At 54.4% G+C, this 22,072-nt stretch carries 20 protein-coding genes and 1 tRNA gene; 13 read left to right on the top strand and 8 right to left on the bottom strand.

Going from position 1 to position 22,072, the window contains the following annotated elements; translation table 11 throughout:
• Positions 1-11 precede the first annotated feature (11 nt).
• Together NXS99_RS07205 and NXS99_RS07210 are read right to left on the bottom strand one after the other, a co-directional pair.
• A complete protein-coding gene (locus NXS99_RS07205; protein ID WP_259287988.1) occupies positions 12-629 on the bottom strand; it encodes a LytR C-terminal domain-containing protein in 618 nt (205 codons plus the stop codon).
• A gap of 10 nt (positions 630-639) precedes the next feature.
• Positions 640-888 carry a DUF3263 domain-containing protein gene (locus tag NXS99_RS07210; RefSeq protein WP_259287989.1) on the bottom strand — a complete coding sequence of 83 codons (249 nt, stop codon included), beginning with the start codon at positions 886-888 and terminating at the stop codon, positions 640-642.
• A gap of 16 nt (positions 889-904) precedes the next feature.
• Between NXS99_RS07210 and NXS99_RS07215 the strand changes: the two genes are divergently transcribed.
• Genes NXS99_RS07215 through cls form a run of 4 tightly spaced genes read left to right on the top strand, consistent with a single transcriptional unit; the run spans position 905 to position 4,676 of the window.
• On the top strand, positions 905-1,495 hold the full coding sequence (locus NXS99_RS07215) for a peptide deformylase (RefSeq protein WP_259287990.1): 591 nt from the start codon (positions 905-907) through the stop codon (positions 1,493-1,495).
• A gap of 3 nt (positions 1,496-1,498) precedes the next feature.
• Positions 1,499-2,449, top strand: a complete 951-nt coding sequence (locus NXS99_RS07220) for an N-acetyltransferase (protein WP_259287991.1) — start codon at positions 1,499-1,501, stop codon at positions 2,447-2,449.
• 5 nt (positions 2,450-2,454) lie between these two features.
• Positions 2,455-3,219 (top strand): exodeoxyribonuclease III, encoded by a 765-nt coding sequence (locus NXS99_RS07225; protein WP_259287992.1) that lies wholly within the window; start codon positions 2,455-2,457, stop codon positions 3,217-3,219.
• Entirely contained in the window at positions 3,210-4,676 is a 1,467-nt protein-coding gene (cls, locus tag NXS99_RS07230) for a cardiolipin synthase (protein ID WP_259287993.1), read from the top strand. Before NXS99_RS07225 ends, cls begins: the two co-directional genes overlap by 10 nt.
• Before the next feature lie 327 nt (positions 4,677-5,003).
• Here cls and NXS99_RS07235 read toward each other — a convergent pair whose 3' ends face one another.
• Together NXS99_RS07235 and NXS99_RS07240 are read right to left on the bottom strand one after the other, a co-directional pair.
• Positions 5,004-5,768 (bottom strand): multidrug ABC transporter permease, encoded by a 765-nt coding sequence (locus tag NXS99_RS07235; RefSeq protein ID WP_259287994.1) that lies wholly within the window; start codon positions 5,766-5,768, stop codon positions 5,004-5,006.
• Positions 5,761-6,705 (bottom strand): ABC transporter ATP-binding protein, encoded by a 945-nt coding sequence (locus NXS99_RS07240; protein WP_259287995.1) that lies wholly within the window; start codon positions 6,703-6,705, stop codon positions 5,761-5,763. Before NXS99_RS07240 ends, NXS99_RS07235 begins: the two co-directional genes overlap by 8 nt.
• Before the next feature lie 323 nt (positions 6,706-7,028).
• Between NXS99_RS07240 and NXS99_RS07245 the strand changes: the two genes are divergently transcribed.
• The 3 genes from NXS99_RS07245 to NXS99_RS07255 are packed head-to-tail and all read left to right on the top strand — an operon-like array spanning position 7,029 to position 11,639.
• A complete protein-coding gene (locus tag NXS99_RS07245; RefSeq protein ID WP_259287996.1) occupies positions 7,029-8,378 on the top strand; it encodes a phenol hydroxylase in 1,350 nt (449 codons plus the stop codon).
• Positions 8,378-9,367 (top strand): glutamate ABC transporter substrate-binding protein, encoded by a 990-nt coding sequence (locus tag NXS99_RS07250; RefSeq protein WP_259287997.1) that lies wholly within the window; start codon positions 8,378-8,380, stop codon positions 9,365-9,367. The genes NXS99_RS07245 and NXS99_RS07250 overlap by 1 nt, the downstream gene beginning before the upstream one ends.
• Positions 9,357-11,639 carry a serine/threonine protein kinase gene (locus NXS99_RS07255; protein ID WP_259287998.1) on the top strand — a complete coding sequence of 761 codons (2,283 nt, stop codon included), beginning with the start codon at positions 9,357-9,359 and terminating at the stop codon, positions 11,637-11,639. Before NXS99_RS07250 ends, NXS99_RS07255 begins: the two co-directional genes overlap by 11 nt.
• 54 nt (positions 11,640-11,693) lie before the next feature.
• Here the strand turns inward: NXS99_RS07255 and NXS99_RS07260 are convergent, their stop codons facing one another.
• From NXS99_RS07260 to pta, 3 genes are all read right to left on the bottom strand, one after another.
• The gene (locus tag NXS99_RS07260) at positions 11,694-12,857 is read right to left on the bottom strand and encodes an HNH endonuclease (protein ID WP_259287999.1); all 1,164 of its coding nucleotides are present in this window, start codon (positions 12,855-12,857) and stop codon (positions 11,694-11,696) included.
• Between the two features lie 163 nt (positions 12,858-13,020).
• A complete protein-coding gene (locus tag NXS99_RS07265) occupies positions 13,021-14,217 on the bottom strand; it encodes an acetate kinase (RefSeq protein WP_259288000.1) in 1,197 nt (398 codons plus the stop codon).
• Between the two features lie 3 nt (positions 14,218-14,220).
• Positions 14,221-15,597 carry a phosphate acetyltransferase gene (pta, locus tag NXS99_RS07270; RefSeq protein ID WP_259288001.1) on the bottom strand — a complete coding sequence of 459 codons (1,377 nt, stop codon included), beginning with the start codon at positions 15,595-15,597 and terminating at the stop codon, positions 14,221-14,223.
• A gap of 266 nt (positions 15,598-15,863) precedes the next feature.
• On the opposite strand from pta, the gene NXS99_RS07275 reads away from it, so the two are divergent.
• From NXS99_RS07275 to NXS99_RS07285, 3 genes are all read left to right on the top strand, one after another.
• A complete protein-coding gene (locus NXS99_RS07275; protein ID WP_259288002.1) occupies positions 15,864-17,237 on the top strand; it encodes an FAD-dependent oxidoreductase in 1,374 nt (457 codons plus the stop codon).
• Positions 17,238-17,324: 87 nt separating this feature from the next.
• Positions 17,325-17,831, top strand: coding sequence for a phosphoribosyltransferase (locus tag NXS99_RS07280; protein ID WP_259288003.1), 507 nt, complete (start codon positions 17,325-17,327; stop codon positions 17,829-17,831).
• Between the two features lie 139 nt (positions 17,832-17,970).
• Positions 17,971-18,480: a YceI family protein gene (locus NXS99_RS07285; RefSeq protein ID WP_259288004.1), complete on the top strand. Its 510-nt coding sequence runs from the start codon at positions 17,971-17,973 to the stop codon at positions 18,478-18,480.
• A 163-nt stretch (positions 18,481-18,643) separates the two neighbouring features.
• Here NXS99_RS07285 and purT read toward each other — a convergent pair whose 3' ends face one another.
• Complete coding sequence (gene purT, locus NXS99_RS07290; RefSeq protein WP_259288005.1) at positions 18,644-19,852, bottom strand: formate-dependent phosphoribosylglycinamide formyltransferase; 1,209 nt, start codon at positions 19,850-19,852, stop codon at positions 18,644-18,646.
• 465 nt (positions 19,853-20,317) lie between these two features.
• Between purT and NXS99_RS07295 the strand changes: the two genes are divergently transcribed.
• From NXS99_RS07295 to NXS99_RS07305, 3 genes are all read left to right on the top strand, one after another.
• Positions 20,318-20,701, top strand: coding sequence for a hypothetical protein (locus tag NXS99_RS07295; protein WP_259288006.1), 384 nt, complete (start codon positions 20,318-20,320; stop codon positions 20,699-20,701).
• Positions 20,701-21,234: a GNAT family N-acetyltransferase gene (locus NXS99_RS07300; RefSeq protein WP_259288007.1), complete on the top strand. Its 534-nt coding sequence runs from the start codon at positions 20,701-20,703 to the stop codon at positions 21,232-21,234. Before NXS99_RS07295 ends, NXS99_RS07300 begins: the two co-directional genes overlap by 1 nt.
• 223 nt (positions 21,235-21,457) lie before the next feature.
• Positions 21,458-21,531 (top strand) — tRNA-Gly (locus tag NXS99_RS07305).
• The last annotated feature ends 541 nt before the right edge of the window (positions 21,532-22,072 follow it).

A 22,072-nucleotide genomic window follows, 5' to 3' on the forward strand; every position in this document is an offset into this window, starting at 1 on the left:
CCAGTGGGTTGTTATTGAGTTTCGCCTGCAAGTACCACCGTGAGCATGCCAGGTTCAGCAAACTCTCCAGGTAATCCTTCTGGGCGAGGAACAGCAATTGCTCCAATCGACTCTGCTAATCGACGCGCTTCTGCTTCATTATCGGTGAAGAACACAGTATTTTCTGGCACGTTGAAAGCCTGCAGATTGCCAACGTGGTGAATAGCATAACCATCATGGCCAAGACGATCTTGTACTCGTGCTGCTAATCCTTGGATCGTGGAGTTATTCAGCACATTCACGCGCACTGGTGCAGGTGCTGCCGGTGCCGCTGGATCAGCAGGTGGTGTTGCAGGAGCTGCAGGGGTTGCTGGATCGCTCGCTGGTGGCTGTGCTCCACCTTGACCAGGTTGCGCATCACTTGCTGGCGCTGGTGGCTGATCGCCGGCTTTGCTTGGATCGGCTGGAGGCTGTTGCTGTGAGCCTGCATTCATCGCTCCTGCTGACGTAGTCGGCGCAATTCCTGCAGCTTCTGGGGTTTCCACACCTTCACGGGTGCTGGAATATAATCCCCAGCTGACGAGCAAAGCAGCTACCGCCATTAAAATCATTGCGACGCCACGCAGTGGGAGAGAATTTTGTTCAGTCACGGGTTTTATCCTAATAAGTATCGATTGGTGTTGAAGAACTAGACAGATCGTTTGACTCCCGAATTCGACGAAGACGGGCAACGAGCTGCGGATATTTTTCTAACATGGCAGGATCATCAAGCGCCATATTCAGGCACTGATAATAGGTAATAGGAGTTAATCCTAACTGCTGACGAATTGCTTCTTGTTTGGCACTCATACTTTTGGGGGCTTTTTCTTCAAAGTCCAGTAGTGCCGAATGGTCTGTATTGATTCCCATGTTTACACTGTAGATCATGACTGTACGTCCAATCGTTATTTATGGCACCGAAGTGCTGCACAAGCCGACCGAGCTTGTTACCGAACCAATCGAAGACCTGCAAGAACTCATTGCAGATATGTTTGAAACCATGGAAGTCGCACGTGGCGTGGGCTTAGCAGCGAACCAAATTGGCGTGAATAAGCGCATTTTCGTCTATGACTGCCCAGATGATGAAGGCAACTACCACCGTGGCTGCTTTATTAACCCAGTGCTCGAGACCTCTGAGCTGCCATTAGGTATGCCAGCAACTGACGGTAGCGACGAAGAAGGCTGCCTCTCCTTGCCAGGTTTGGGCTTCCCAACTGGTCGCGCGACTTGGGCAAAGGTCACTGGCTTGAATGAAAAAGGTGAAGAAGTCAGTGCTGAAGCTACCGGATTTTTAGCGCGGTGTTTCCAGCATGAGGTCGGCCACCTTGATGGCTATGTGTATGCCGATATGTTGGTGGGGCGCTGGAAGCGCGCGGCGAAGAAGGCTATTAAGCGCGAAGGCTGGACTGTTTCTGGTTTGACCTGGATGCCAGGCGTGGACGAAGACCCATTCGGGCACGATCAGATCGAAGACTAACACGTGTCCTATATTTTCCGAAGTGATGCCCCAGCAGTTGGCGATCGCGTGGTGGTTCGCCGCATAGTGCCAGGAACTGCCCACCGCGATGTTGGTGCTGCGCATTCTGACATTATCGGCCACATCACAGCGATTGAGCCTGGGGTTTCACTTTCGATTCGCCCGCAATTAACCGGCGGATACCCTTCTTCGCATGACAGCATTACCTTGCGCGAGAACGAAATTCACATTATTAAGAAACTTTCGCCGCGCACAATTCGTAATTCTGATATTCGCAAGCTCGAATTAGCCCACGCGCAGCTGTTCTCCTCCACCCACGAGCAGTGGACGAGCCAGGGGCATTGGCTTATGCGCGCTGGGGGACCATGGCCGTGGTCGAATACTGCTGCCCCACTTGGCCCAAGTGCCGCGTTTGCAGAGGTCCCAATTCACGAAATCACTGAGTTTTTTGCGGCACATCACACCCCTGCCTTGCTGCTGATTCCTGAGCGCATTGGCAAAATTGCTGATCAGTGGATTGGGCTGCGCAGCCACGATTACCTCATGCTCACTGCCTCCCTGGAATCTCACCCAACTACCAACGTCACCCTTGATCACGCTTGGCCGACCGCGCCGCATTTCCTGCCGCCGCATCTTGCCGCGCTGCTACCTGCACCAAACCAAATTTGTGCCAGCATCACCGACAACCAGACTATCCTTGCAGCAGCGATCGCGCGCGTGCACGAACATTACCTCGGGATTGCCCACCTTGAAGTTTTACCTGCTTATCGACGCCGTGGGCTAGCAACCAAACTGCTGCAGGCACTTTCCAATTGGGGCATTGAGCATGGTGCCACCGAGGCGATCGTGAATATCAGTGCCGAAAACAGCACCGGTGTGGCGTTTTGGCAAGCATCGGGATTTATCGAACATCATCGATTCGGCTATGCCAAGTTTCATGATTCAGTAGAGTGATAACTATGCGCATTGCCAATTGGAACGTAAACTCGGTTCGCACACGTGTGACTCACATGGTGCAGTTTTTAGAACGCCAAAATATCGATGTGTTATTGGTGCAAGAAACCAAATGCAAAGACGCACAATTCCCCTATGACGCATTTCCGGATTATGAAATTGCTCACGTTGGCTACAGCCAGTGGAATGGTGTTGCGATTCTCTCACGCGTTGGCCTTGATGACGTCGACAAGCAATTTCCGCAACAACCAGGCTTTCATAAAGATCCAACCCAACCGCAAACTGTAGAAGCCCGGGCAGTGGGCGCAACCTGCGGCGGGGTGCGTGTGTGGAGTGTGTATGTGCCGAATGGGCGCGCGATTGCCGATCCGCATTACGACTATAAATTGCGCTGGTTACGGGCGTTATCGCAGCATGTGCAGCATACCGAAGGGCCAATGGTCATTGGTGGCGATTTCAATATTGCCCCAGAGGACACCCACGTGTGGGACCGTGCGGCGTTTACTGGATTAACGCATGTCAGTGAGCCTGAGCGGCAGGCTTTTGAGCATCTCCTGGACGCAGGTTTGACGGTAGCTTCGCCACAAGACGGCTATTCCTATTGGGACTATAAGGGGTATCGCATTGAACGCAATGAAGGCATGCTGATTGATTTCCAGCTTGCCCGCGATTTATCGGTTGTGCATAGTTTTATTGATGTTGAAGAGCGACATAATGTTCAGCCTTCGGATCACGCACCGGTGATTGTGGAGTACACCCCATGTACTTAGATTGGAACCATGCTCTTACCCTCGGCCTGATCGCGGACTACGTTATTAAGGTAATTGCAATTGGTTTCGTGCCTGAAGGTCGGCGGCCATCCTCCTCAACGGCGTGGCTATTAGCGATTTTGCTGTTGCCATATGTGGGATTGCCGCTGTTCCTACTCATGGGCTCGCCATATATTAATGCCCGTCGCCACAAAGTGCAGCAGGCTGCGAGCGTGCATACTACCAATGGTCAAGTAAATATTGCTGATTATCCCAAAGAGTGTTTGACGCCAGAATTGCAAACAATTTTTACCCTGAATCGGCATTTGACCAGCATGCCAGCACTGACTGGCACGAATCATGGGTTGCATTCGGAGTATGAGGCAACTATTGCGCGCATGGCTGCGGCGATTGATGAAGCGCAAGAGTTTGTGCACGTCGAAATCTACATCATGGTGTGGGACGATACGACCGATGTGTTCTTCCGTGCGTTGGAACGTGCTGTTGCACGCGGGGTGAAAGTTCGATTGCTTTTTGACCATGTGGGGTCGTGGAAATACGCAGGGTACTTCAGCCTTGGCAAGCGGCTTGACGCCATTGGCGTCGATTGGCACATGATGTTGCCGCTGCAACCGTGGAAATGGCGCTTCCGCCGCCCAGACCTGCGCAATCACCGCAAAATGGTGATTATCGACGGTGTGTTGGGGTTCATTGGTTCGTTGAACATGATCGACTCGAGCTACCAGACAAAAGGCGATGCGGCCACTAAGCGTCGCTGGGTGGATATCATGATCGAGCTTTCGGGTCCGGTTGTCAGTTCCATGGGGCGCGTGTTTGCGGTTGACTGGTATCTGGAATCAGACGAAGTACTCAAGATTGACAACGAGAAACCGCACGACGCCAACGCGGAATCTTCAAATATCATGCAACTAGTGCCATCTGGCCCGGGCTATACCACCGAACCGAATTTGCGAATGTTCAACTCGATCATTCACCATGCCCAACACCACTTGGTTTTATGTTCCCCATATTTTGTGCCAGATGAGTCGTTGCTCGAAGCTGTCACCTCTGCCTGCTATCGCGGAGTGAAAGTAGACCTGCTGGTCAACGAAAAGTCTGATCAGTTCATGGTTGGACATGCACAATCGTCGTATTATCAAGCTTTGTTGGAAGCCGGTGTGCATATTCACCAATATCCAGCGCCAGCAGTGTTGCACTCGAAGTTCCTCTTGGCCGATCCAGAGCACCCAACAGCAATGGGCGTTTTGGGATCTTCCAATATGGATATGCGGAGCTTCGGCTTGAACTACGAAATTTCCCTCTTAGCCGCCAAAGGCGATATTGTGAGCCAACTGTTTGAGCTTGCCAACGAATATCTCGATGCCTCACACGAGTTGACCCTTGAGGTTTGGAACCAGCGATCGCTGGTACGCCGCTATATTGACAATGTGATGCGCTTGACCTCTAGTTTGCAGTAGTAAGGGGTGTGTCGCGGGGCGCTAGGTGTGTCACAGGCCGCCTCGGGTGCGGGGTGCAGTGGCGTGAACGGGCGGTGAGGCGCGGGGCCGTGGGATGCGGGGCCGCGAGGCGCGGCGGCGCAGCGTAGGCCGCGAGGCGCGAGCAAACCTTGCGTGCGGCAGACCTTGGGCGGCGTCGTCAAGCAAGCGTGAGAGCAGCAGTGCTGTTGCAACTATGCCCCACCGCACGATCATGCGATACGCGCTTCGGAATTGCAAAATTTCCTTAATAGGAAAGGTCTCTCACCAACAGGCAAGAGACCTTCGACCAAGTGTAACGCTACGAACTTATGCGTCTTTTTTCATCATCACGACAATGCCGATGCCCAGCATCGCGAACGCCCAGCCGGCGAAATACCAACCAGAGCCCTGGCCGCCATATGGGAAGGCTTCCATCGTGATCTGATTTTCAAACTTCACCAGGTTCGAGAATGGGCCGAACTGCACAATTTTCTCGCCCACCTTTGGCAGCAGGCCAAGAATGTTCTCCAGCATCAGCATCCACAACGCCATTAAGGAAACCGCGCCGGCTGTTTGTTTCAGCAACCACGCCACACCTTGGGATAGGGTTGCCACCAGCACCATCTTCAGCGGGATTAACCACATCAGGCGCAGAATAATATCGTCTTCCCACACGCGCAGGGTTGCCGAGGCTTCGCTCCCGCCTAAAAGCTTTGCGGTGTACAAGCTGACAATCATGGCGGTGAAGGTGATAAAGGCAATAAACATCGCTGTGACCAACCATTTCGCCACGGCCACCTGCACGCGTTTTGGCGTGGCAGTAAAGGTCACGCTGGCATAATCATGGCGATATTCCGCCGTGACCACCATAATGGCCTGGATGCTAATGACAAACATGCCCAGCATATTCAAGCCCACCAGCACCTTGTTGGCATGCAAAATTGGCAAGTTCAGCAGAATCGGATCAGGCTTTACAAAATAGCCCTCAATCGCCGCAAACGTCAAGGTCAGCAGGAATAACACAAACGTATTCCAATACAGTGCCTTCGTGGAGGTCAGTTTCGTCCACTCCGAACGGATCGTATTAAGCATGATCTGCCTCCTTTGCACCAGCCACCGTCGCATGATATTGCACCGCGTGACCAGTCATTTCCATAAATGCTTGCTCCAACGATGCGCGCTGCAACGACAACTCGTGTACACACACCCCGTAAGAAAAGGCAATGGTACCGACTTCATCTGTGGTTGCATCCGCAATCAGCAAGGATTCACGACCCTCTGCATCTGCTTGACGACGCACAACCTTGCCTTCTTGCACCAGCGACGCTTCCAAAACATCATTGTCATTGGTACGAACCACCACAGTGGCCGCCGAATTGTGCTTAATGAAATCATAGGTGGACTCATCAGCAATCAACTTGCCTTGACCAATCACTACCAAATGATCTGCCGTTTGCGACATCTCCGACAGCAGGTGCGAGGACACAAAAATTGTGCGTCCCTCAGCTGCTAATGCACGCAACAATTCACGAACCCAGTGAATACCTTCTGGATCCAGGCCGTTGACGGGCTCGTCGAGAAGCAAAATCTCTGGATCCCCTAATAGGGCGGTGGCCAGGCCAAGACGCTGGCCCATACCGAGGGAGAATCCGCCGGCTTTTTTCTTTGCGACTTCAGTTAAGCCGACCAGACTCAACACTTCATCAACTCGCGAGTTCGGAATGCCATTGGACTGCGCAATCCAGCGCAAATGGTTGCGTGCCGAGCGGTTGGGATGCACTGCCTTGGCGTCCAAAAGCGCGCCAATCTTCGACAATGGTCGCTTCAGGGAGGTATACGGGACGCCGTCGATAAGCGCGGTACCCTGGGTAGGGCGGTCCAATCCCATAATCATGCGCATCGTGGTTGATTTGCCTGCGCCGTTGGGGCCTAAAAATCCGGTAATAATTCCAGGGCGCACCGTGAATGAAAGATCATCAACTGCGCGCACCTTGCCATATTGCTTGGTTAAACCATGCACTTCAATCATGTAGCCATTGTGTCACATTTTTCGGAAGTGTGGGGCGGAAGCGGGGTTTGGGCAGTGTTTGGTGGGTGCGGGAGGTGGCGTCGGCGGGAGGTGGCGTCGGCGGGTGGCGGCGTCGCGTGCTGCGTCTCGACCGCGCTACATCATCGCGGGCCGGGCCTCTCTCGCGCCGACCTTTCGCCCTGCAGTACCACCCACCGAAATCCCGCGCCAACCGCCCAACTTTCCTTCATAGGGCACCACACCCAACCTCCACCAGCAGTAAACTCCTTGCACTCCTATATACTGAAGTAACAAAGAAACCAGTAGAAATGTAACCAATCACCATGACTCACCCTACTATCCTGTCCGATAGCATCTTGGACAAATGGCTCGATCATCAAGCCAAGCAGCGCTCCAAATGGCGTGAATTCTGGCATGGCTACATCACCTACCCCAAGCAGTGGGCCCGGCGCTTTTGGCAGTTCCTCTTAACGACACCAGGCAAAATGACCGCAATGGTCGCCATCATCAGCCTGTGCACCTTAATAAGCGGCATCAATATGAGCCATATCACCAACCAACGCCGCCTCGATTCCCAAACCCTGCTCTCCACCACGGAACCTATGAGCTACATGGCGCAGAACCTGTACTCGTCGCTAAGCTATGCCGATACAGCGGCAAGCTCCGGTTTCGTGCTCGCCGGTGCACACACAGACAATAATCGCACTGATTACGCCACCGCCTACCAGCACGCGGCCTGGGCCTTGGCGAATACTGCGGCGGGAATTTCTGATCCGCATAGTCGCGAGATGCAGCTGATTACGCAAATCAACCAGCAACTGCCCATCTACACCGGACTTGTCGAAACCGCTTGGGCCAACAATCGGCAACAAAATCCTGTGGCGGTGGCGTATATGTCTGAAGCGTCTAGTCTTATGCGCGAGCAGATGCTGCCGGCTGCGGATGAGTTGTACAAGCTCACGAATCTGAAGGTCGATAAGCAACAGCTGCAGCTAGCGACTCCGCCATGGCAGCCGCTAGCTGGACTCATCGGCACGCTTTTGGTCCTAATCGCCGCCCAAATCTGGCTCGCGCACACCACCAACCGACGCCTTAATAAGGGCATCGGCGCGGGCTTTCTCATCATGCTGCTGACCACCTGCTGGATTAGCACCACCACCTTGCTGGCGTGGAAAGCCACAGAAGATACCTACACGCAAACCGCCGCACCCCTCGAGCACCTCATCGACGCGCGCATCGCCGCGCAACAAGCGCGCACCACCGAAATGCTGGCGCTCGTGTGGAGGCAATCATTGATACAGACGAATAATACGTACCAAAACACCACCACCCTTATTAGGGAAACTTTGAAAGAATTTCCTAATGAATCCGAGCCCGCGCAGGCAGCACTGCTTGGATGGGAACGCACCCACAATGCCCTCGTCGAAACGCTCACCAATGGCGACTACGAGCACGCGCAAACCATCGTGCTCACCACCGCCGGCACCAACAACTACGAGCTCCTTGACGACGCCTTAGCCACCCTCATCGACCACACCCGCGAAACCATGCGCAACCGCCTTGCCGACGACACCACCAGCTCCACCACCGCCCCGCTGCTGTTTATCCTCAGCATCTTGGCGACCCTCAGCTACTGGATCGGCATCCGACCACGACTGCAGGAATACCTCTAATGAATCAGCGAATCCTCACCACCTGCATCTGCGCCTGCACCCTCGCGCTGACAGCGTGCAGCGCCGAGCCGATCCCCGCCGCCATCGCACCGCCGACGATCTACACCCCGACGCCGCTTGGGGCGGAAGTAGAGAAGGCGGAGAATGTGCGTGAGCAGCAGCTTTCCGATTCTCCCCTATTAGGGAGTTTGCGCCCTAATAATCAGCTCCCATCCGATCGCATCCCGCACATTTTTTCGCGCAGCCGGCTGATCGTCGGCGTCGACCAATCGCAAAACCTCCTCAGCTTCCGCGACCCCGCCACCGGCGAACTCCGCGGCTTCGAAGTCGACCTCGCCAAAGAGATCGCCCGCGACATTTTCGGCACCCCGGACCGCATCGAATTCCGCTACGTTGACTCTACAAACTGGATCCAAGCGCTTGACGACGGCACCATCGATATCGCGATGCGCACGATTTCTATTACCCCAGAACGACAAGGCCAAGTAGCCTTCTCAACTCCATATTTCACAGGAAATACCCGTATTCTCGTCGAAAAGAGCGCAAATATTCACGGATTGGCCGAACTGGCGCACCGAACCATCTGCGTGACCGACCGTTCGACGGGGGCCGCGATCGCGCGCAATCAGACGGAAAATTCGGACCTGCTGATCGTGAAATCTTCGGCGGATTGCCTCATCGCGCTGCAGCAAAACCAAGCTGATGCCATTATCACCGATGACACCATTCTCTCTGGCATGGCCGCCCAAGACCCCCAAACCACTATTCTGCCCGAGTCGCTCAACAAGGAGCTCTACGGCATCGCCATCGCCAAATCTACGCCTCGCCGACCCACCGACGGACTCATCCGACAAATCAATTCCACTCTCGAACGTATCTACCGCGACGGCACCTGGCAGCAACACTACAACACGTGGCTCGGGAAATACCTCCCAACCCAACAACCACCAGCACTCAACTACCAGCCAGAACAGCACCATGACAACTAACGACCATCAAGAAAGCACCAGCGCGGTGCCGTACAACCCGTTTGACGATTATCAGGAAAGCACGAGCGCGGTGCCGTTTGATCCGTTCGCGGAGGATGATGAAGACGACTTTCCCCTATTAGGGAAATTGCCCCTGCCGCAACAGGATCCATCAGCTGCATCACGGCATGAAGCGCTTACGACATTCCGCCAACGACGTGCGACAACACGCGGGGATCGAGCTGTGGCGAACGGGATGGTACACCTCCCCTTCATCCCTATTAAGGAAACTGAGTTTCTGAATATGGAAGGTGTGCCGCCTCAGGAGCAGCCGCCGCTGCAACCGGGCGATTTGCTTGCCGAGCAGTATGAAATCCTCGGCACGATTGCCAAAGGCGGTCTGGGATGGATTTATTTGGCGGAAGACCGAAATATTTCTGGCAGGGTCGTCGTCGTCAAGGGGTTAATGGCGAAAGATAATCCGCGAGACTACGCGGCAGCGGTATCAGAGCGGGAGTTTTTGGCGGATATTACGCACCCTGTGATCGTGAAGGCGTACAACTTTATCGACGATCCGCGCGTGGAGGGTGGTCTGATCGTCATGGAATACGCGCCGGGGCCGTCGCTGCGGGAGCGCAGTAAGGCGCAACCAGGCGGGATTTTCCCAATAGACATTGCCATTGGATACATCCTGGAAGTCCTACCCGCGCTGGAATACCTGCACGCGCGCGGTGTGGTGTACAACGACCTGAAGCCGGACAATATTATTGTCACGGAGGATCAGGTGAAGCTGATCGACCTTGGGGCGGTTTCCGGTATTAAGGCTTTTGGGTACATTTTTGGCACCAAAGGCTTTCAAGCGCCAGAGGTGGCAACCGAAGGGCCAAGCATCGCCAGCGACATCTACACTATTGGGCGAACGCTCGCCGCACTGACAATCCAACTGCCGCACAAAAACGGGGTGTATCTGCCCGAATTGCCAGATCCAAGTACCGAGCCGACATTTGCGCACTATTTGAGCTTTTATCGATTGTTGAAGCGGGCGACGGATCCGGATCCGAAGAAACGCTTCTCCAGTATTAGGGAAATTGAAACGCAGCTTTACGGCGTCTTGCGCGAATATCTCGCAATTCATGAAGGACGACAGTACCCGGCACAACATTCCTTGTTCTCGCCGCAGCGTTCAACATTCGGCACTAAGCATGTGGTGTTTCGAACCGATCAGATTGTCGACGGTATTAAGAGAGATGCGTCCATTACTCCGGCGGAAGTTGTGGCGGCTTTGCATATCCCGTTGCTAGACCGTTCCGATCCTGGCGCCTCAATGATCGCCGGTTCGAGCTACACTGAGCCTTCTGAAACTTTGCAAACCTTGCGTGATGCCTACAAGCTTGATGAGTTTGTGCATTCAAAAGAGCTTCCATTAGGCATCGTGCGGAGTTTGCTTGATCTAGGGTTTACTCGCGAGTCGGCGAATTGGTTGCGCAATATTCAGCCGACATTGGGCGATGACTGGCGATTTCAGTGGTACGAGGGCATTACTTACCTCCTATTAGAGAATTACGAACAAGCTCAGTCGTCCTTTAATGAGGTTTTCACGATTCTGCCAGGAGAATCAGCGCCAAAGCTGGCGCGCGCTGCTATTAGCGAACTGCTGCTGCAGAAACAAGGCCTTGCGAATACCTCGGTGCTTTCACCGGAAGTCGTGCTTGAAGCAGCAACGCTGAAAGGCGATATTGTCAATGACATGGCTGGCGTGTGGAATAAACTTACGCAAGATCCAGTCGCGCTACGCTATAAAGCGATTTATCTCTACGCATTGGTGTGGGCAACGAACCCAACTACGGTGAGCTCGGCGTTCGGCTTAGCACGGCAGCTCATGGCAGAGCATCAACTCGAACTTGCTATTGAGGCACTTGATAAGGTTCCAGCAGCTTCGATGCATCATCGAATGGCACGCTTGACGACGATTTTGTACCTGATTTCAGGCACCCCGACAGAAGAAAACATCCGTCGCGCGGCAAGGCGTCTGGAAGAAATTCCGACGAATGAGCCACGCTTTTTGCAACTAGAAATTGCCATTCTTAATAAGGCGTTGGAATGGCTACGCAGCAATGATCTACAAGCATCCGCTAATAATCAAGAAATCTTCGAATACGAATTTACCCAAAAAGGTCTCCGCACTGGATTAGCGAAAAAGTTACGGTTACAGGCCCGAAGTTCACCGACTGCGCGCCACCGTTACACGCTTGTCGATACCGCTAATAAGGTGCGGCCGAAAACCTGGTTCTAATAACGGCATGCTTCGCTCTCCAAGGTTTTGTTCCATCCTTGGAGAGCGAAATTTTTATGACGAGAGCATTCTGCTCGCAGCCGCAAGCCCGTTATATTCTTGAATCTTTGCCTGATTTCTTCGTATTCTGCCCTTGTAGTCTTTGTACCAGGTTAAACCGGTAGTCCGGTCCTTAATAACGCGGCCATGTTTCGGCCGATCCGGATCGTCATCGTTTTCCAGATTGTGCTGCCTACACAACGGACAAAGATTCTCTAATGTTGTGCTGCCGCCACGAGCGAAAGCCTGAATATGGTGTATTTCGCAACGCACGGCTGGAACATCGCAATCAGCGTGCTGGCAAATGAGGTGGCTGATGATGGTCAGGAAGCGATCGTCGGCATCAGCAAGGCGTTTAATTTCAAATGCTTGTTGCGGCCGAGGGACACCATCTTTGTCGTTGTAGCAAGTTACGGCATATCCATATTCGTGGACAGTGGCGTCGACAAGCTCGCGCATGTCGATGATCGCACCGTCGCTATTAGCGATTTCGCCGTTTTCTAAGAAATGCGTGTCCTTAATAGGGATGAGGAAGCACGGCCGATGCCGCAAATCCTTCGGGTTCGCCGGATTCTCGCCCGCCTCGACGTGCTCGTAAGTACCGGCATGCCCCTCGACAACCCGCGCAAACAGCGCCTTGGCGTGTCCTTCTGCCTCGCTCACGGCTTGCCCGCTGCCGGCCAGGGCCCGCGCTTGCGGCGTGAGCGTGGTCCACAGCCGATCGACGTGCTCAGCAGGCATCTTGGCGATGAGGTATTTCATGCCATCGTTGTCCGCCACCGCCGAGTATCGCAGATACCACGCCCTAATAGGGATGTAGCCGTCGTTGAGCTCCTGCAGCAACTCCCGCACATACGCCCGCAAATCACGATGCTTCATCTGCGCGCAGTCGCGAATCAGGTCGGTGCGCAGTTTCGCCACGTCGACGTCGGGGTTCTTGAGCCGTTTGTTAATGCCAGAAATCTCATGCAGCCTATCGACGCTGTACTTCAGGTCCGCAGCCAACTTCAAATCCTGCGCCGTCAGGGCTTCCCCAATGGCGCTGAGCATTGAAGCTCGCTGTGCCGAAATATCCAAAACATCGGCGATCTCGGTGCGGGTGAGGCCCGAATCTTTTAATGCAGCAATCAGCTCTGCGCCTTCAGGTGCTAATTGTGCGTGCCGACGAATGATATCCATGCACTCATCAAAACAGGATTCTAAGGTCGCTTCAACTGAACTTGATGTGAGAAATATCAAGGAACCAAAATGGCGTTTGGGCAGTCTAATAGGTGTGGGAGTCTGTGCGCGAAGCGAAAAAATGGCCGCCCCTATTAGGGAACGGCCATTATAGGAATTTTCCTTAATAGGCGAGTTGCTTCGCGTAGCGCGCGATCGCCAGTTCTTCGTTCGTCGGCACGACCCAAACCTGAATGGTCGAGTCGTCGGTGGAGATCAAGCGTGGCTGATCGCTGCGAACGGCGTTGCGTTCTGGGTCGATCTTAATGCCATACATCTCGAGGTTATCGAGAGCGTCGGCACGCACGAATTGGTCGTTTTCACCCACGCCGGCGGTGAAGGTGATCGCGTCGACACGCCCTAATGCGATCATGTAGCTACCGATGTAGCGGCGCAGTTGGTGGATGTAGATGTTGTAGGCCAACCATGCGTCTTGGTTGTTGTCGTCGATCATGGTGCGCAGTTCGCGGAAGTCGTTAACGCCGGAAATGCCTTTGACGCCGGACTGCTTATTAAGGAGATTGTCGATCTCGTCGATGCTCATGCCGGCGGTGCGGTGCAGGTGGAAGACGATGCCTGGGTCGACGTCGCCGGAGCGGGTGCCCATGACCAGGCCTGCCAGCGGGGTCATGCCCATGGAGGTGTCGATTGGGTGGCCGCCGCGCACGGCTGCGCATGATGCGCCGTTGCCCAAATGCAGCGTAATTTGGTTCACTTCATCGGCTGGTTTCCCTAATAGGGTGGCGACCTTCTGCGACACATACTCATGGCTCGTCCCATGGAACCCATACCGGCGCACCCCGTGCTCAATAGCGGTCGGCGCGTGGACTGCGTAGAGCGCTGCTGCTGGCGGCATACCGTTGAAGAAGCCGGTGTCGAACACGGCTACGTGTGGCAGGTCTGGCAGCAGTTGGCGTGCGACGACGATGCCGTCGACGTTGGCTGGGTTGTGCAGTGGTGCCAGTGGGATAAGGTCGCGGATCATGTCCAGAATCTCATCGGTGACGATTTCTGGGTGGGAGAACAAGGTGCCGCCGTGGACGACGCGGTGGCCGACTGCCAGGAGGTCTACGGAGGTTGGTCCGCAGCCGTGGGCGTCCATAAGCTTGAAGGCGTGGTCGAGGCCAGCTTTGTGGTCTGGGATGGCGTCTTCAAGGGTGTATTTTTCACCTTTGTGCTTTAAGGTGACGCGGCCGACTGGTTCTCCGATTTGTTCGACGAGGCCGGATGCGAATGGTTCGTCGGTTGCGTGCTGGTCAGGGTCGACAAGCTGGAACTTGATGGAGGAGGAGCCGGAATTAAGGACGAGTACGAGGGCCATTATTTATTGTTCTTTCATGCCTGAGGCTTGGATTGCGGTGATTGCGACGGTGTTGACGATATCGGCAACGGTCGCGCCACGCGAGAGGTCATTAACTGGCTTATTAAGGCCTTGGAGGATTGGGCCAACGGCAAGGGCGTGGCCGGTGCGCTGGGCGGTCTTGTAGCCGATGTTGCCAGCTTCTAGGTCTGGGAAGATAAAGACGTTTGCGTTACCAGCCACTGGGGATTCTGGCATCTTCTTTTCAGCAACGCCTGGGTCCACGGCTGCGTCGAATTGCAGTGGGCCATCGACGGCAACGCTGCTATCAATGCTGTGTGCGTGTGCCACGGCGGCAACCGCACGGTCGACGTCTGGGCCGGTACCGGATGCACCGGTGGAATAGGACAGCATTGCAACGCGTGGTTCGATGCCGAATTGCGCTGCGGTACGCGCGGACACGATGGCGATTTCGCCGAGTTGTTCAGCGGTTGGGTTTGGATTCACAGCGCAGTCACCAAAGGCCCAGAGACGGCCGCGCATCACCATCAAGAAGATGGAGGACACCACGGAGGCACCTGGCTGGGTCTTAATAATCTGGAATGAAGGCTTAATGGTATGTGCCGTGGTGTGCGCGGCGCCGGAGACCATGCCGTCGGCAAGCCCCTTATGGATCATCATCGTTGCGTAATACGAGATGTCCTTCATGGTTTCGCGGGCTTTGTCTTCGGTCATGCCCTTATGCTTGCGCAGCTCGTAGAAGTCGGCGGCGAATTCCTCGGCGCGTGGGTCGCTGAGCGGATCGGAGAGGTGTGCCTGCGACAGGTCGAGGCCCAGCTCGGTGGCGCGCTGCTGAATGGCAGCTGGGTCGCCAAGAATCGTCAGCTCGCAAATGCCCTGGGCAAGCAACTGATCGGCGGCCAGCAAAATGCGGTCATCGTCGCCTTCTGGCAGCACAATATGCGCGCGATTTTGCTTCGCCTTCTCCAGCAGCCAGTGCTCGAAGACCTCCGCAGTCATCACAACTTCAGCCTCAGCCGCAGCCGCCTGCTGTGCCACGGCTGCAATATCGGCACCTGGCAGCACAACGGCACCAACGACCGCGCCAAGTTCCTGCGCCTGCTTGCGCCCGAGCTTCAGCGCGAGATCATCGGCAGGAGCAATCACGATCAGCGCAACGCCCAACGCCGCCGCGCAACGCACATCAAAGTCGTAGTTACCGGTGCCAAGATAGGCAACTGGTTCTGTGGCAGCATTTGCCAGCACAGAGCTTATCGACGCCTCCTCGCCTGCCAACGGCCGCGTGGAAACACCAAGTGCCGTGGCGAGCGCTTCAGCCTGCGCAGGATCAAATGCGCAGCCAATTGTAGTTATGAGGACGGAGCGGTTGAGCTGGGTCACCTTCAAAAGTCCCTTCATTTTCGTTGTGAGCGGCATACCAGTAAGGCATACCTGTGAATCGAAACTCAAGTTTAGCGCAGATGTGTTCGTATTCGCATGCCGCTGTTTGCGCTACTGGTAGGTCACGTTTATCGCCAAATTTTCCTTAATAGGGGTAAGGTAGTCATGATTTAAGAAAATGCACCCGCAGTCTCCCACCCTGAGCCTGCTTGACGGATCGATCCCTGACTCATCGAAGTTATTAGGGAAAGGAATGTGATTGCTTCATGACTTCTTCTCGCCCATTGCGTGTTGCCATTGTTGGCGCTGGCCCTGCTGGCATTTATGCTTCTGATTTGCTGATGAAATCTGGTCAAGAGGTTTCGATTGACTTATTTGAGCGCATGCCGGCGCCGTTTGGTTTGATTCGTTACGGTGTGGCACCTGACCATCCCCGTATTAAGGGAATTGTGAATTCTTTGCATGCGGTATTAAGCAAGCCGAATGTGCGTTTCTTGGGCAATGTTGATGTCGGCAAGACGGTCAGCGTTGCCGAATTGCAAAGCTTTTACGACGCAGTGGTGTTTTCCACTGGCGCTGTCGCAGACCGCGATCTGGACATTCCTGGCCAGGACCTGGAGGGTTCGCATGGCGCGGCTGAGTTCGTGGGCTTCTACGATGGTAATCCGGAGTTTGAGCGTTCGTGGGATTTGTCGGCTCGTCAGGTTGCTGTGATTGGCGTGGGTAACGTGGGCCTGGATGTGGCTCGTATTTTGGCCAAGACTGGCGACGAGCTGCTGGTGACCGAAATCCCAGATAATGTGTATGCCTCGTTGAAGCAGAATCAGGCAACTGAGGTGCATGTGTTTGGTCGTCGTGGCCCAGCGCAGGCGAAGTTTACCCCGCTTGAATTAAAGGAATTGGATCACTCTCCTACGATTGAAGTTGTCGTGGATCCAGAGGATATTGATTATGATGCGACTTCCGAGCAGGCACGTCGTGATTCGAAGTCGCAGGATCTGGTGTGCAACACCTTGGAGCAGTACGCAATGCGTGATCCGCAAGGTGCGCCGCATAAGTTGTTCATTCACTTCTTCGAATCCCCAATTGAGATCCTTGGCGAAGATGGCAAGGTTGTGGGCTTAAAGACCGAACGCACTCGCCTTGATGGCAATGGTGGCGTGGTTGGCACCGGCGAGTTCCGCACGTGGCCAGTACAAGCGGTGTACCGCGCAGTCGGCTATCGTTCTGATGCGATTACCGATGTGCCATTTGATGAGGCAAAGGCGGTTATCCCGAATGATGGTGGCCATGTGCTCGATCCAGAAACCGGCAGTGTGGTGCCTGGTTTGTACACCACCGGTTGGATTAAGCGCGGCCCGGTTGGCTTGATTGGCAACACGAAGTCGGATGCTAAAGAGACGATCGAGATGCTGCTAAACGACTATCAGGCTGGAAACTTGGCGGCGCCGGCGCAGCCGGAAGATGAGGCTGTGACGCAGTTCCTCGTCGACAAGCAAATTGCGTATACGACGTGGGATGGCTGGCATCGCTTGGACGAGGCTGAGCGCGCGTTGGGTGCTGGCGAGGGCCGCGAGCGCAAGAAAATTGTGGAGTGGGACGAGATGGTCGCACACGCACGCTTTGATGCGACGAGCTAATCGACGCAGGCGAGAATCATTGTGAAAGAAAAATCACACCAGTGATTCTCGCCTTGTTTCTTTGGTGCGACGCGCTAAAGTTGATGTATGGCTTATCATGCAGATTCTTCAGACCTTGTTGAAAAAGAAGTACTGACCTGGGAAGGCTTTGGCGTGGCTTCGCGGGAGCTGGCGCAAACTATTGCCGATTCCCAGTTCAATCCAGAAATTATTATTGCCATTGCGCGCGGCGGCTTGGTGGCTGCTGGCGCGCTTTCCTATGCCTTGGGTGTGAAGCTTTCCGACGCGATTAACGTCGAGTTTTATACCGATGTGAATGAAACACTGCCAGATCCAGTGCTCTTAGAGCCGCTGTTGGATGTCAATGCTCTTGCGGGCAAGCGTCTGTTGGTGGTTGATGATGTTGCAGATTCTGGTCGCACGCTTTCTTTGGTGGTTCGACTGCTGGAAGATCAGGGCGCGATTGTGCAAACTGCCTGCGTATATGCCAAGCCGCGCACCGAAATTGAGCCAGATTTCGTGTGGAAGCATACCGACCAATGGATCGTGTTCCCGTGGTCCGCGTTGCCGCCGGTGACTGCACAAGAAGCGTAACGAAAAAGGCCACTATCGTTCGAGGTAGTGGCCTCCTTATTAAGGAAATTTGTGGACGTGTCACCTATCTGTTATGCTGAATATTGTTGAAACGACAACAAAATCTTTAAATAAACATTTTCCACAAAGGAGACTCACAATGAGCGCTTATGTATTCGATGCAGCACACACCACCATTGGTTTCGTCGCACGCCACGCAATGATCACCAAGGTACGCGGCAAGTTCGCCGAGTTCGACGCTTCCTTCGACCTCGAAGCTGGCACCGCAACTGCAGCTATTAAGGCCGATTCTTTCACCACCGGTAACGCAGACCGCGACGCACACGTCAAGGGCGAGGATTTCTTCAACGTTGCTGAATTCCCAGAGCTGAGCTTCACCGCAACCAGCTTCAATATTGCGAATAATGAAGGTACTGTCACCGGCGACCTCACTATTAAGGGAATTACCCGCGAAGTAACCCTCAACGTTGAGTTCTCCGGCCCAGCTGAGGATCCATGGGGCAACTCCCGTCTCGGCGTCGAGGCAACCACGACCATCAACCGCAAGGACTTCGGCATTGATTTCAACGCACCACTGAACACCGGTGGCGTCTTGATCTCCGAAGAAATCAAGATCGAGATCGACGGCTCTGCAATCAAGCAGGCTTAAATAAGCTCGAGAAAGGCCTCGCATGTGCACGCACGCATGCGAGGCCTTTCCTATTGTTATGTGACAGACAGGCAAGCTTGACGACGCAACCACGCATCACCATTGACTACACCCGCCAGCATGGCAGGCACTTGGCGCAGCAACGCCGCTGAATCTGAACTTTTTATTCCACCCGAATTGCCGCCGCCGCAGTTTGGGCGTGCAGGCGGGCAGTCTCGACATCGTCTGCGGTGGAGATGCAAAGCCCCATGCGTCGTGAAGCATAGGCGCTCGGTTTGCCGAATAGTTTGACATCGGTTTCGGGCACCTGCATGGCCTGGGATAAACCGGAGTAGCGCGGGTGGTCGAGGTCGGAGGTCGCGCGAATGACGGCGGAAGCGCCAGGTGAGGTCAGGGTAACGTCGATCGGGAGTCCTAAAATGGCGCGGGCATGCAGCTCGAACTCGTTCAGGCGCTGCGAGGATAACGTCACCATGCCGGTATCGTGCGGGCTTGGCGAAACCTCGGAGAAATACACATCGTCACCAGAAACGAATAGCTCCACGCCGAATACGCCGCGGCCTCCGAGCGCGCCGGTAATGCGGGCGGCGATTGAACGTGACGTTTCCAGCGCGGTCTGCGACATCGGCATTGGCTGCCAACTTTCCACGTACCTGCCGTGTTCCTGGCGGTGTCCGATTGGTTCGCAGAACCAGGTGGCGTCTTGGCCGGTGGCGGGATCGACCGAACGCACGGCAAGCAAGGTGACCTCGTAGTCGAAATTGATGAACTGCTCGATGATCACTCGCGTTGGTATGCCTTGTTCCTCGGCGAAGCGTTGCGAATGCTCCCACGCGGCTGGAATGTCATCGATTGTGTGCAATACAAATTGTCCACGGCCAGAGGAACTCATCACTGGCTTGACCACACACGGAAAATCGATACTGTGCACAGCCGAAATATATTCTTCGTATGTGCCTGCGAATTGATGAGGCGGGGTCGGCAAGCCTAAATCGTGGGCGGCAAGCTGACGGATTTCTTCGCGGTTCATGGTCAGCTCAGTAGCACGCGCGGTTGGGACGACTGTCATGCCAGAAAGTTCAAAATCCGCCAAGACGCTGGTGGCCAAGGCTTCAATTTCAGGAACAATGAAGTTCGGGCGCACCTGATCGACCAGGCGTCGAATCGCCGCCGCGTCGTTCAAATCGAGCGTGTGAGAAAAATGCGCGACCTGCTGCGCCGGAGCGTGATCATAATGATCAACCGCATGTACCTCCACCCCAAGCCGCTGGAACGCAATCGCCAGCTCCTTGCCTAATTCGCCAGCACCGAAAATCATCACGCGCGTAGCCGAGGGCGAAAGTGGGGTGCCAAGATACTCCGGGGTAAACATAGCTGCTAGTCTACCCCTATTCATATGGCGATTTGAAACCCTCTACCCTTATTAGCTCTACTGCGTGCTCGTCGTGTTACATGCTCGGTGCTATCCAAGACTGCTAAGAAGCTTGACGACGCCTGGCAGCTCAGGTGGCGGCAATCTTGCGGTTCTGGGTTGCTCGGCGTTTGGTGATATGGGTGGCAGTGGCTTGGGGTTGCTCAGGCCTGGCGGCCACACCGTCGCCACGCAGCAGCCCGGCGCTGCAACAGCGCCGCCGCCACACCGTCGCCACCGCAACGCCCCACCCCGCTCCCGCCTGCCCACCTCACTCCAGCACCCTTAAGAATCGCTATACTAGAAACCACGCTCTTGAAAGTCCCAGTCAATGCACATCGCCCGTGCTCGTTTGAGTTTTCGCACCTTGCACCACTGCTTTCCACAGCACTTCCAACACTTTTCAATCAACAGAAAGCTACTTCCATGACGAATCTCAAACTTGTCGGTGTCTACAACGCAAACGGCGGCCTGAATGGCGAACTCGCTTACCTCAAAGGGAAACTCTCTGGCACCACACATTGTGCCTTGTGCGATATCACCCATGGCTACAATCCACTGGGCAAGCGCTCCTGGAAACAAGCCGCTGCCTGCAGTAATGTCCCAATTTCAACGGTGCACCTGAATGAAATGGACGCGCGAACCGCAGCAGTCATGGCGACCACAACGGCCCCTGCAATCGTGTTGCTTGCCGATGCCGGCGACCGCGTTTTTATTACCTCCGAAGAACTCGAAACCTGCGACAAAGATCCCAACGCCCTTTTAACGTTAATCAACACAAAACTTCAGCAAGACACTGAGACCCCATAATGCTTGAATCCCCTACCCTGCAGTTACGTCAGTGGCACCACGATGACGCCGAGTACCTGTTCGAGTACGCCAAAGATCCCGATATTGGCCCTCGTGCGGGCTGGCCGGTGCACGAAAGCCTGCAAGCTTCTCGTGACATCATTACAAATGTGCTCCAACAGCCCCACTGCTTCGCAATTGTTCCCCGCGAGGTCGGCCATGTAATTGGCTCGGTTGGTCTCACGCTTCACCCAGCCTCGCCCTATACCACCGCCGATGATGAATGCGCGCTTGGCTATTGGATCGCTAAGCCGTTTTGGGGAAAGGGCTACGCGGTGGCCACTTCGCAGCTCATTTTGGACTATGCTCGTGATCAGCTGCACATGCGCAGGGTTTGGAGCGCGCATTACGTCGGCAACGAGCAGTCCCACCGCGTGCAAACAAAACTTGGATTTAGGTTTAGCCATACCATCGAAAATATGCCGCACCCATTGATCAACGAACAGACAGACACAAACGTCCTGGTCTACGACTTTTCTTCCAATGAAGCTTGACGACGCTCCTTAGCATCGGTATCCACTACGTACATCCCATTGCAAGGTTAGGTCTTTCTTACTAAGACGTGATGGTGTGCCAGCGTAACGCGATTTATTCGCTCACGTTGGCGTGCGAAGGACAGGATAGCTGGGAGGGATTACGTAATTGTTCGCGTATGTGGCCACGATCGACGATTATGGATTTCTTTGCTATACTCACCAATTGTGCGTAGGCACGTATGCTGGCGTAGTTCAATGGTAGAACTCCTGCTTCCCAAGCAGGCGGCGCGGGTTCGATTCCCGTCGCCAGCTCCACTATTTTATTTGACGCGTTTGCGATAACGCGCAGCACTACCCCTGACCTGTAGTTGTCACAGTCGGCGTGCTTCACATCCTGCTCGATACAAGAAATCCCGCTCATACAAAGATATGTGAACGGGCTGTAATCTGGTTCTTCGCGTTTGGGCGGAAGGCATAAAAAACGGCGAAGGTAATTCTTACTTAGGGTGTGAATCAAAAGAATGAAAATACCTTCACCGCTTATGATGCTACCACAGTTTGTGCTCGAGTTATGCGTTTGAAAATATTTGAGGGCTGGTGTGTCGCCACTGGAAAAATGAAAACTACCTCTGCTGAACAGCAAGGACCGGCCCTGGACTCCCACCGAAGTGGGCAGCGGAACCGGTCATGTCGATAACCAGTATAACGAACTGTGCCAAAACGTAAAACTGGCTCTTCGCATTTTAGCGGGGTGAAGCGGAAATACTCGGTGGATTTACAAACCTAGTATCAACGACGAGTGTAAGTCATTTAAAGCTAGCAACTGTGTTTGTGTTGCCGGGAATACAGCAGTGAT

Source organism: Corynebacterium sp. HS2168-gen11 (assembly GCF_024834075.1).
Taxonomy (GTDB): domain Bacteria; phylum Actinomycetota; class Actinomycetes; order Mycobacteriales; family Mycobacteriaceae; genus Corynebacterium.